Annotated in this window: 7 protein-coding genes; 5 read left to right on the top strand and 2 right to left on the bottom strand. The window is 56.4% G+C overall.

The window, feature by feature from the left end; translation table 11 throughout:
• Positions 1-22: 22 nt before the first annotated feature.
• The gene (locus tag KYE_RS00380) at positions 23-1,387 is read right to left on the bottom strand and encodes a KamA family radical SAM protein (RefSeq protein WP_008169234.1); all 1,365 of its coding nucleotides are present in this window, start codon (positions 1,385-1,387) and stop codon (positions 23-25) included.
• A gap of 667 nt (positions 1,388-2,054) precedes the next feature.
• Between KYE_RS00380 and aceE the strand changes: the two genes are divergently transcribed.
• Complete coding sequence (gene aceE / locus KYE_RS00385; protein WP_008169235.1) at positions 2,055-4,718, top strand: pyruvate dehydrogenase (acetyl-transferring), homodimeric type; 2,664 nt, start codon at positions 2,055-2,057, stop codon at positions 4,716-4,718.
• 10 nt (positions 4,719-4,728) lie between these two features.
• A complete protein-coding gene (gene aceF / locus KYE_RS00390; protein WP_008169236.1) occupies positions 4,729-6,390 on the top strand; it encodes a dihydrolipoyllysine-residue acetyltransferase in 1,662 nt (553 codons plus the stop codon).
• Between the two features lie 345 nt (positions 6,391-6,735).
• On the opposite strand, the gene KYE_RS00395 is transcribed toward aceF, so the two are convergent.
• Positions 6,736-7,440, bottom strand: a complete 705-nt coding sequence (locus KYE_RS00395) for a hypothetical protein (RefSeq protein WP_008169237.1) — start codon at positions 7,438-7,440, stop codon at positions 6,736-6,738.
• Between the two features lie 428 nt (positions 7,441-7,868).
• Between KYE_RS00395 and KYE_RS00400 the strand changes: the two genes are divergently transcribed.
• The 3 genes from KYE_RS00400 to KYE_RS00410 all read left to right on the top strand — a co-directional run bounded on the left by KYE_RS00400 (position 7,869) and on the right by KYE_RS00410 (position 11,672).
• Positions 7,869-9,329: an exonuclease domain-containing protein gene (locus KYE_RS00400; protein ID WP_008169238.1), complete on the top strand. Its 1,461-nt coding sequence runs from the start codon at positions 7,869-7,871 to the stop codon at positions 9,327-9,329.
• 99 nt (positions 9,330-9,428) lie between these two features.
• Complete coding sequence (locus tag KYE_RS00405) at positions 9,429-10,643, top strand: aspartate aminotransferase family protein (protein WP_008169240.1); 1,215 nt, start codon at positions 9,429-9,431, stop codon at positions 10,641-10,643.
• Between the two features lie 9 nt (positions 10,644-10,652).
• On the top strand, positions 10,653-11,672 hold the full coding sequence (locus KYE_RS00410; protein WP_008169242.1) for an arginine N-succinyltransferase: 1,020 nt from the start codon (positions 10,653-10,655) through the stop codon (positions 11,670-11,672).
• The last annotated feature ends 26 nt before the right edge of the window (positions 11,673-11,698 follow it).

An 11,698-nucleotide genomic window follows, 5' to 3' on the forward strand; every position in this document is an offset into this window, starting at 1 on the left:
CACCCATATGGTGTATGAGCCTTCAGCCGTTACCTTTCTTCATTTCTTCATACTCATCTTCAAAGAAGAATTTCTCTTCTCCAAAGGCCGGTTCCAGCTCATGCAACCAGGTGGCCGTTTCGCTGTACTTTGCGAAGAACGGGCGCTGAACCCAATCGGGGTTGCGGCCCTGCAGGAAGCGCAGTACAAACACCTTCTCGCCGTTGATTTCGGTAATCCCCTGGATCTCCACCTTGCCGGGGCCGGCGCTCATGGAGGGGCCGCGGGCGGTTCGGGCCAGGCCGCTGACCTTCTTCATGGCTTCCCTATAGATGTGGAAAGCCTCGACCAGGGGCACTTCGAAGTAGTTCTTGGCGCCGGTGTCACGCTCTACAAACATGTAGTAGGGGATGATGCCCAGCTGTACTTCCTTCTTCCACAGCTTGGCCCAGGCGTCGGCATCGTCGTTGACGTGCTTGATCAGCGGGCCCTGGGCACGGATCTCGGCACCAGTGGCGCGAATACGGCGGATGGCCTCTTCGGCAATCTCGGTGGTGATTTCCTGCCAGTGGTTGTAGTGGGCCATGATGGCGACGTGCTTGCCGGCGTCGACCAGTTTCGCGAAAAGGTCGATCAGTTCATCGGCATCCTTGTCGGTCACGAAGCGGTAGGGCCAGAAAGTGAGGGCCTTGGTGCCGATGCGAATGGTCTGGATATGATCGAATTCCGGCTGTAGCAGCGGTTCCAGATACTGCACCAGGTTCTTGGTTTTCATCACCATGGGGTCGCCACCGGTGACCAGCAGGTCAGTGACCTCGGTGTGCTCCTGCAGGTAGCCATGAAGCTTTTCCGCTTCGGTGCTGGCCATTTTCAGGTCTTTGTCACCCACGAACTGCGCCCAGCGAAAACAGAAGGTGCAGTAGGAGTGGCAGGTCTGGCCCTGGGCCGGGAAGAACAGCACTGTCTCGCGATACTTGTGCTGAACGCCGTCCAGAACTTCACCGTCGAGCTCCGGCATGTTCATTTCCATCTGGCCAGCCGGGTGCGGGTTGAGTTCGTCCCGGATTTCCTTGGCGACAGCCTGGATCTCTTTCTTGTCGGCACCTTCCCGGTGCAGTTTCGCCATGCGCTCGTAATGCTCGTCCTTCAACATCCCTTTCTGCGGAAAAACAAGCTGATAGATCGGGTCGTTGGGTACCTTGTCCCAGTTGATCAGTTCATTGATCACATACTCGTTGACCCGGAACGGCAGCACGCTGGCTACCACTTTCATTTCAAACAGGGTCTCTTCAGGGAGATTCTGAATGACTTCGATCTTGTCGAGCTGGCGGTCTGTGTAGACCTTGAAACGCCGTTCCTCGAACTCCGTGGTGGGAATCCGGTTCGGAAAGGTGACGATGGAGTTCATAGATCGCCCTCTGTTGATGCCAATGACAAAAAAGTGGTCCGACCACTTTTTCCTGGGTGGTTAAAAATCAGGCAGGCGAGTATACATAAATCCGGAAATATTTTCAGGTCTAATTAAAAAGCTGCGATAAATCTGAGGGATGCACGGGAGCGAAGAGTCGAAAATTCAACAAAAAGCGCTAAATGTTCTGAATGATCGGCGAATAGCGGCGAGAAGATCGTTTAGCGTGGTAATCAATTTTCGGCCTGATACGAATGCTACGACATTGGTCGCAATCTGGTTGTCTGTTGGTCCAAAAACGGTCATTCTTCCGTAAGTAACCGAAAGAAGCCCGTTCTAAAAGGATGTTTGAGGGGCTTTGATTGAACTTGATGGTCAAAATGTAGTAAAAATACTACGCAATCGGGTGTTCTAATCCACGCACTTCGCCGGCATGCCGGTGATCCCCCGGGGCCAAAAGCCCGTTAAACCGAGGTGATCAGGCAGGAAAAGTGTGAAAGCTGTTCTATGCTTTGTACAGGTTCTGTGTACTGGTAGCCGGTACACCTGTCAGGCTGAAAATACCCATAACAAAACACTGCATTCCATCGCAGCTTATCGACACCGCAACGCGCCCGGCTGCTGATCGTGGCGGCGCTGCACTTTTTGATGCCAAGGGGAGGGTTTGATGTACCAGGACGATGATCCCATTGAAACCAGTGAATGGCTGGATGCGCTGGAATCTCTGATCGAGAACGAAGGCGTAGACCGGGCCAAGTATATTCTTGAGAGGCTTTCCGAGCGGGCGAGCCGCGATGGAACCGAACTGCCATATTCCATAACCACGCCGTTCCGGAACAGTATTCCGGTTTCCCAGCAGGCGCCGATGCCTGGCGATCTTTTTATGGAGCGCCGAATCCGCTCCCTGATCCGCTGGAATGCCATGGCCATGGTTATGCGTGCCAACCAGCGTCCCGGTGATCTCGGCGGACATGTTTCCTCGTTTTCTTCGGCAGCGACCCTATACGATGTTGGCTTCAACTATTTCTTCCACGGCGGCGACGAAAAGCGCGAGTCCGACCTTGTGTACTTCCAGGGCCACTCTTCCCCGGGCATTTATGCGCGCTCCTTCCTTGAGGGCCGTTTCGACGAGAAAGATCTCGACAAATACCGTGAGGAAGTAGACGGCACTGGCCTCTCTTCCTATCCACACCCCTGGCTGATGCCGGATTACTGGCAGTTCCCAACGGTTTCCATGGGGCTTGGTCCGATTCAGGCGATTTACCAGGCCCACGTAATGAAGTACCTGGACAGCCGTGAACTCATCGAGATGGGCGATCGCAAGGTCTGGTGCTTTGTTGGTGACGGCGAGTGCGACGAGCCGGAAACCCTGGGTTCCATCTCCATGGCCGGCCGGGAAAACCTGAGCAACCTGATTTTCGTGGTTAACTGCAACCTCCAGCGTCTGGACGGGCCAGTACGTGGCAACGGCAAGATCATTCAGGAGCTTGAAGGTGTCTTCCGGGGCGCTGGCTGGAACGTCCTGAAAGTTGTTTGGGGTCGCCACTGGGATCCCCTGTTCGAGCAGGACAAGGACGGGAAGATGCAGCGGGTCATGGACGAGGTCTGTGATGGCGACCTTCAGAACTTCAAGAGCAACGGCCCGGCTTATACCCGGAAGCACTTCTTCGGCAAGTACCCAGAAACGGCGAAGCTGGTCGAGGGGCTTTCTGACGAGGAGATCAACAAGCTCAACCGGGGCGGTCACGATCCGTACAAGATCTACGCGGCCTTCCACCATGCCATTCACAAGAATGGCGGCCGGCCGACGGTTATCCTCGCCCACACTATCAAGGGCTACGGCTTTGGTGAGGCCGGTGAAGCGCAGAACACAGCTCACTCCCTGAAAAAGCTCGATATCGAGCAGTTGAAATCGTTCCGCGACCGTTTTGCGGTGCCGTTGAAAGACGAAGAGCTCAAGGATGTGCCCTACTACCGGCCAGCGCCGGATAGTCCGGAAATCGTCTACATGAAGAAGCGCCGGCAGGAGCTGGGTGGTTTCTATCCCAAGCGTCGGAAGGATTGCCAGCCACTGCAGATTCCCGACCTGGACATCTTCAAGGCAGTTCTGGACGGTTCCGGTGACCGGAAGATCTCTACTACCATGGCCTTCGTCCGTATCCTGACGGCACTGACCAAGGACAAGCGTATTGGTAAGCGCGTGGTGCCGATCGTGCCTGACGAAGCCCGTACCTTCGGGATGGAAGGCATGTTCCGGCAGCTCGGTATCTACACGGCAGAAGGGCAGAAGTACGTTCCTGAAGACCGTGACCAGATCATGTACTACCGGGAAGACAAGAAAGGCCAGATCCTTGAAGAAGGTATCAACGAGGATGGCTCAATGGCCGCCTGGATGGCAGCGGCCACGTCATACAGCACCAACAACTTCCCGTTGATCCCGTTCTACATCTTCTACTCCATGTTCGGTTTCCAGCGGGTTGGTGACCTGGCGTGGGCGTCCGGCGATATCCAGGCCCGTGGCTTCCTGATTGGCGGCACCGCCGGCCGGACCACTCTGAACGGCGAGGGTCTGCAGCACCAGGACGGTCACAGCCATGTGCTGGCCAACACCATTCCGAACTGCAAGGCCTACGATCCGGCCTACGGCTACGAAATGGCGGTTGTGCTGCGCAAGGGTATGCAAGAGATGTTCGAAGACAACCAGAACGTCTTCTACTACCTGACCATCGAGAACGAGAACTACGAACAGCCTGCAATGCCCAAGGGATGCGAAGACGGCATCATCAAGGGTATGTACCTGTTCGAGTCTGTTGAAACCAAGGGCCGCAAGAAGACCCCGCGGGTTCAGCTGCTGGGTGCCGGCGCGATCCTTAACGAGGTGCGTGCAGCGGCCCAGATGCTGAAAGACGACTGGGGTGTTGCCTCCGACGTGTGGAGTGTTACCAGCTTCAACGAGCTTGCCCGTGAGGGGCAGCATATTGATCGCTGGAACCGCCTGCACCCGGACGACAAGCCCAAGAAGGCTTACGTCACCCAGATGCTTGAAAAGCAGCAGGGTCCGGTGGTGTCCTCCACCGATTACATCAAGCTGCACTCCGAGCAGCTCCGGGCGTTCATCCCCAAAACCTACCTGACCCTGGGTACCGACGGCTTTGGTCGTAGCGACACCCGGGAAAAGCTGCGCAGCTTCTTTGAGGTGGACCGTTACTACGTAACTGTCACCGCGCTGTCAGCCCTGGCTCAGGATGGCGAGGTGAAGAACGATGTGGTTCTCGAAGCCATGCGCAAGTACGGAATCGATCGCAACAAAACGAACCCGGTGCTGAGCTAAGGAGTCCGCCATGAGTGAACAGGAAATCAAGGTTCCGGATCTCGGCGGTGCGGATGAGGTCGAGGTTATCGAAATCATTGTCAGCGCAGGGGATTCGGTTGAGGAAGAAGATCCGATTCTGACGGTTGAGTCAGACAAAGCCTCGGTAGAACTGCCGTCACCCGGTGCCGGCAAGATCACCAAGATCACCGTAAAGGTGGGTGACAAGGTAAAGGAAGGTGATGTTGTTGGCATGATGGAAGCCAGCGCCGGTGGCTCTGACGATGCCGGCAGCGACGAGCCCGAGGAAAAGGCCGAGGAAAAGGAAGAAGCAAAGCAGGAAGAGAAGTCCGAAGAGAGCAAGCCAGCGCCGAAGAAGGCTTCTGGTGGCTCCCGCAAGGAGACCGTCAAGGTTCCTGCGCTGGATGGTTTCGACAATGTTCCGGTGATAGAAATCAACGTTGCTGAAGGCGATACCATTGAGGCCGACGATCCATTGGTTACAGTGGAATCGGACAAGGCCACCATGGAGATTCCTTCGCCCTATGCGGGCAAAGTGGGCAAGATCCTGGTATCCGAGGGCGACAAGCTCTCCGAGGGCGATGAACTGCTGGAGATGACGGTTCAGGAAGGTGGTGGCGAAGAGGAAGAAGCCTCGGCGCCCGCGTCTGAGGAACCGGCGAAGGAAGAGAAGCCTGAGCCCAGGTCCGAAGAGAAGCCGAAACAGGAGGCAGAGTCAGCGCCCGAGCCCCAGGGTGCAACCTATGAGCCTCCCACGCCAGGCGCCAAGGTCCACGCTGGCCCGGCCGTGCGCAAGCTGGCCCGGGAACTGGGTGCCGATCTGGCCCGCATCAAGGGCTCTGGCCCCAAGAGCCGGATTATCAAGGACGATGTCCATGCCTATGTGAAGAGCCAGCTCAAGCAGGCTCAGCAGGGTACTGGCGTTGCTACCGGTTCTGGTATTCCGGGTGTCAAGCTGCCGGACTTCAGCCAGTTCGGTGAGGTGAAGCGTGAGGCCATGTCGCGGATGATGTTCGCCACGGCCAATAACATGCAGCGCAGCTGGCTGAATGTGCCTCACGTAACCCAGTTCGAGGATGCGGACATCACCGATATGGAGGATTTCCGCAAGGCTCAGAAAGCGGCCGGCGAGAAGAAGGGCGTGAAGATGACGCCGCTGCCGTTCCTGCTGAAGGCCTGTGCCACGGCACTGGCGGAACTGCCTCAGTTTAACGTGTCCCTGGATATGGAGCGCAAGGAGGTGGTTCGCAAGAGCTACATTCACATCGGAATCGCGGTGGATACGCCTCACGGGCTGATGGTGCCGGTGATCAGGGATGTGGACAAGAAGGGCTTGTGGGAGCTGGCGGCGGAAAGCGCCGAGCTTGCCCAGAAGGCCCGGGACAAGCAGCTGAAGCCGGCAGAAATGCAGGGTGCCTGTTTTACCATCACGAGTCTCGGTGGTATTGGCGGCACGGCATTTACGCCGATCGTGAATACGCCGGAGGTGGCGATCCTTGGGGTGTCCAAGGCCGCGATGAAGCCGGTTTGGGATGGCAAGGAGTTCCAGCCCCGGTTGATGCTGCCGTTGTCGCTGTCTTACGATCACCGAGCGGTGAATGGGGCTGATGCGGCCCGGTTTACGACGGTGCTCAGTCAGCTTCTTGGGGACATTCGTACCCTGCTGCTTTAACTTTTGAGCAATGTGCCGCCCAGCCTGAGGGTTGGGTGGCGCGACAAAGGCCGGAACGGCTTTTCAGAACACGCTACAAGCACATCCCTGTGCGCTTGTTTCGGGCCATCCATGGCCCTCTACAGTTCTGAAAAGCCGTTCCGGCCTTTGTCGTTTTGGGGCCTTCCTGATCGCTTTTCCACCCACGCCTATCTCTATAAGGTAACAAGTGATTTTCCGGACAATCCTCGTTGCCGGTTCTGGCGGCCAGCAATATGTGTAGCGTTCCGCTGTTAATTCCGCCCAAACAAAAACCCCGGCCGTAGCCGGGGTTTCTGCTGAGTCAACTAACTTCTAACGGAAGGATTAGAAGTTGTACTGCGCTATGTACATGAGACGGTTTGCGTCGCCATCGGCTCCGCCTTGGCTTTCAGTTTCGAGATTCTCGAACTGTACACCCATGCTCACGCTATCAACCGGACTCCACATGTAGTTGATATACATAGAAGTGTTTTGTTCGGTCGTCGTTGCTGCGACTGCTCCACTTTGAACGGCGTCGTCCAAGTCTGACATTGATGTGCCGTAGCCTACGTTGACCGAGCGTCCATTACCCAAACCAAAGCTAGCACCCAGAGCGCCGCCTACTGCTTCAATGGTTTCCAGATCGCCATTGCCGTCTACATACGCATCTGCCCCGGCAAAGTTACTGCCCGCACGATATACGTAGGCATTGGCGCCGTCTGCAAAGTTGATCGCGCCCTGAATGGAGATCATGTCAGTAATGGCAATTTTACCAGCCAGGAATGCCGCATAACCAATGGCTGAATCATCGGCTGTGCCAGTGTCATAGCTTGTTTGCTTGGCCATGACGGCTGCCGCGTAGGAAAATCCACCCTGTGAATCTTCGAACTTCGCAGTCAGTGCGGGAGTGCCAGCCTTAGCAGGAGCGCCTACTACTCCACCGTAGTCGATTGGATTCTCCAGAGAGAAGGAGAGGGGGCCGTTCATGTAGGTGATTTGTTCGGTCCGGTCTTGTGCACCAGCAGTACCTGGAACGCCATCGAAGTCCACGTTGGCAGTGTTACCGACCCAAGAGTTATAGTTGGACCAGTACCGACCGATTCTGACGTTGTTGTACTCGCCATAAGCGTGGCGCAGGCGCGGCCACCATTAGAGATGTCCTCGTCGATATCTAAGCCGCAACCACGCGAGCGAAATCGTAAAGATTTGTCTTGTAGTCATCAGTGTTCAATGCTATCGCGCCAGCCACACCAAAAACTGCAGTTGCTGCAGTCGCACGACACGAATTGCCAATCTCAGTTTGTTGCTTTGCATCGTTGTTGTCTCCACACATTATTTTTGTTAGACCCAAAAACAAGGTAGTTAGTCGAATTCGTGACAATTCAAATAAACTCCTGCAGAAATTAGACGAATGTCTATAACAGCTTTTCGTTCATATACAGACATCTGCAGTTGCCAGCGAGGCGTAAAGTTGTTCCATGGCATCCGAAAGTACAGTTCTTGAGTCAGCGACGTTCGCGTTTCTTGATATTGAAACCACCGGCGGCAATTCAGCCCGGGACCGGATTACCGAGATTGGTATCCGGTTCTGGCGGGCCGGCGAGGTTGTGGGCGAGTGGCAGACGCTGCTGAATCCGGAAACGCGGATTTCCCCGTTTATCGAAAACTTCACTGGCATCTCCAATGAAATGGTGGCGGATGCGCCGTTGTTTGCGGATGTAGCGGACGAGCTGGAGGAACAGCTCAAGGACAAGGTGTTTGTCGCTCACAATGCCCGCTTTGATTACGGTTTTATAAAATCCGAGTTTCGCAGATTGGAGCGTCTTTTCTCGGCGAAGGTGCTCTGTACGGCGAAGCTTTCCCGAAGGCTCTACCCGGAATTCCGGCGTCACAACATGGATGCTCTGATAGCCCGTCATGGTCTTGCCCAGGTTCAGCGGCATCGGGCCATGGGGGATGTCTCGGCCATGCTGTCGTTCTTCGAGCATGCCCGTGCAGAGAAGGGGGATGAGAGATTCGAAAGTGCCCTGCGGGAGCTGCTGCAACGGCCGAGTATTCCCTCCCATCTACCAACGGATATCCTTCAGGGTCTGCCTCGGGGGCCGGGGGTGTATCGCTTCTACGGTGAGAACGATGTGCTTTTATATGTGGGCAAGAGCACGAACATTGCCCAGCGGGTGGCGTCGCACTTTTCCGGCGATCATAACTCGTCCCGGGGTGTGCGGATGTCCGAGAGCCTCCGTCGCGTCGAGTGCACAGAAACGGCAGGTGAGCTTGGAGCGCTTCTTCTCGAACTCAAACAGATCAAGACGCTGAAGCCCCTGTTCAATCGTCGGTCCCGGGCCGCCAAGAATCTGGTGAGCATTGAGCTTTCGAAAAACGAGGCAGGGTATCTGCAGGCTCGGCTGGTTCGTGAGATCGAGCCGCACCGGTTGGGGGATTATTTCGGGTTGTTCCGCAGCAAACGGGATGCCGAGCGTGCCTTGAGCGGCATCGCGGCCAAAAACGAGCTGTGCAATCGACTGCTCGGGCTGGAGCCTGAAAACGAAGGGCCTTGTTTTCAGCGTTCGCTGGGGCGCTGCAAGGGCGCCTGCGAAGAGCTCGAGAATGTCGAGCGCTACAATCTCAGGGTACAGATTGCCTTTCACGGCCTGCGGCTGAAAACCTGGCCCTGGAAAGGCCCGGTTGGGATTGTCGAGCGCAATGCCCGAACCGGCCGCACGGATATCCTGGTGGTTTACAACTGGATGCACGTGGCCACCCTGCATGACGAAAACGAGCTGCAGGATCTTTCTCTCTGCGGCCAGGCGGTCGCCTTTGATCTGGACTCCTACAAGCTTCTGATCGGCACGCTGTTGGATAGGACCAAGGCTGGGAGCATGCCGCACAGGGTGATTGAATTGCCGGCCATCGGGGAACCGGATGTTCTTATGCCTTGAGTGGCGTATTATGGTGCAAGAGTCCGCACACCTACTTACTTGTCTGGTGTGGTCACTCAACTATTTTTATGTGCTTAGCCGCTTTCCCGAGAGAGATTTATGAATAAAGACCCCGTCAGCCGCGAACTGTTCGATGAAGTCATGGTGCCCAACTACGCTCCCGGTTCCATTATTCCGGTGCGAGGAGAGGGCTCCCGGATCTGGGATCAGGAAGGCCGCGAGTTCATTGATCTCCAGGGCGGCATTGCAGTGACCTGCCTGGGCCATTCCCATCCGGGACTGGTGGGTGCGTTGCATGATCAGGCCGAGAAAATCTGGCACCTGTCCAACGTGATGACCAATGAGCCGGCCCTGCGTCTGGCAAAGACTTTGTGTGACCTCACCTTTGCCGAGCGAGTGTTCTTCGCCAATTCCGGTGCCGAAGCCAACGAGGCGGCCTTCAAGCTGGCCCGGCGCTACGCCTGGGAGCATTTTGGCAAAGACAAGAACGAGATCATCTCGTTCAAGAACTCATTCCACGGGCGAACCCTGTTCACCGTGAGCGTAGGTGGCCAGCCAAAATACCTGGAAGGCTTCGAGCCTGCGCCTGGCGGTATTCATCACGCCGAGTTCAACGATCTGGAATCGGTGAAGAAGCTGATCTCCAAAGATAAAACCTGCGCCGTGGTGGTGGAGCCGATTCAGGGTGAGGGCGGCGTTATGCCCGGCGACCAGGCGTTCCTCCAGGGGCTTCGCGAGCTTTGTGATGAAAATGACGCGTTGCTGGTGTTTGATGAGGTGCAGTCTGGTGTGGGCAGAAGTGGCCACTTCTACGCTTATCAGATGTACGACGTGGTGCCGGACATTCTCTCCAGTGCCAAGGGGCTTGGTGGTGGCTTCCCGGTAGCGGCGATGCTGACGACGGCCAAGGTTGCCGCCAGTCTGGGTGTTGGGACCCATGGCAGCACCTACGGTGGTAACGCGCTGGCCTGCGCCGTGGCCCAAAGGGTGGTGGACACCGTCAGCCAGCCGGAGATTCTCAAGGGCGTGAAAGCCCGTTCCGACAAACTCCGCAAGGGTATGATGAATATTGGTGAGCGCTACGGTGTGTTCAGTGAGGTTCGTGGCGCCGGTCTGCTGCTCGGTTGTGTGCTGACCGAAAAATGGCAGGGCAAGGCCAAGGATTTTCTGAATGCCGGCCTGGAAGAGGGCGTGATGGTACTTGTGGCCGGTGCGAATGTGATTCGTCTGGCGCCGTCCCTGATTATCCCCGAATCGGACATTGACGAAGCCCTCGAACGTTTCGAAGCGGCGGTGAAAAAACTGGCGGCCTAAGGAGATTTTATGTGGCTGGTACGTCCGGCTCGGCCGGATGATCTGGACCAGATTCTGGCCATGGCGGGCACCCAGTGTGCCCGTCTTTCTTCCACTCTGCCCAAGCAGGGCGATGCCCTGGCCTACAAGATCGAGCAATCCCTGGCGTCTTTTTCCGGCAGGATCAGCGCCGAAGACGATCCGCCCAGGTTTCTGTTCGTGCTGGAAAACACCAAGACCGGAGACATTGCTGGCACCGCCGGCATTGATGCCCGCGCCGGCAATGGCCAGCCCTTCTACAGTTACCGTCGGGATGCCCTGATCCATGCCTCTCATGAGCTGGGGGTGTCGCGCCGGGTGGAGGTGCTCTACCCCTCTCACTCGCTGACCGATGTCTCGTTATTGTGTTCGTTCTCCATACGGCCCGAACTCCAGAATACCGACGCGTTCGAGTTGCTATCCCGTGCCCGGATTCTGTTTATTGCCGATCATCGGGAATGGTTTACCTCGCGGATGGCGGTGGAAATCCAGGGGGTGCAGTTGGAGGATGGCAGCGTGCCCTTCTGGGATAGTCTTGGCCGGCATTTCTTTGATATGGATTTCGAGACGGCAGACCAGTACTCCGGTCAGTTGAGCAAGACTTTCATTGCCGAGCTCATGCCCCCGAATCCCATTTATGTCACGCTGCTGAGTGAGGCTGCCCAGAAGGCGATGGGGCAGCCGCATCAGATAACCGTGCCTAATTTTGAGCTACTTCAGCGGGAGGGATTCCAGCCGGGCAGTTTTCTGGACATTTTTGATGCCGGCCCGGTGCTGGAGGGGCGCACCGATAGCCTGAAAACCCTGGTGACCAGCCACCCCAAGGAGCTTCATGGCAGTAATGAGGCTGTGGGTGAAACCTGTCTGATCGCTGCTGGCGAGCGGGAGCAGTTTCGCTGCACCCTCACACCGGTCGCTGAAACTCTGGACGACAAACTCAAGGTTCCGGTTTCGACCTGGAAGGCGCTGAACAGTACCGCGGGCGACCGGGTAAGGATTGCGCCGCTATGACAAGCTTGGAAATGGCAAAGTTTGTA

The organism is Marinobacter manganoxydans MnI7-9 (assembly GCF_000235625.1).
In the GTDB taxonomy this organism is placed as follows: domain Bacteria; phylum Pseudomonadota; class Gammaproteobacteria; order Pseudomonadales; family Oleiphilaceae; genus Marinobacter; species Marinobacter manganoxydans.

Bases quoted from the DNA above. Each gene is read 5' to 3' on its own strand.
- KYE_RS00380 (WP_008169234.1), bottom strand. From the start codon at position 1,387: ATGAACTCCATCGTCACCTTTCCGAACCGGATTCCCACCACGGAGTTC.
- aceE (WP_008169235.1), top strand. From the start codon at position 2,055: ATGTACCAGGACGATGATCCCATTGAAACCAGTGAATGGCTGGATGCG.
- aceF (WP_008169236.1), top strand. From the start codon at position 4,729: ATGAGTGAACAGGAAATCAAGGTTCCGGATCTCGGCGGTGCGGATGAG.
- KYE_RS00400 (WP_008169238.1), top strand. From the start codon at position 7,869: ATGGCATCCGAAAGTACAGTTCTTGAGTCAGCGACGTTCGCGTTTCTT.
- KYE_RS00405 (WP_008169240.1), top strand. From the start codon at position 9,429: ATGAATAAAGACCCCGTCAGCCGCGAACTGTTCGATGAAGTCATGGTG.
- KYE_RS00410 (WP_008169242.1), top strand. From the start codon at position 10,653: ATGTGGCTGGTACGTCCGGCTCGGCCGGATGATCTGGACCAGATTCTG.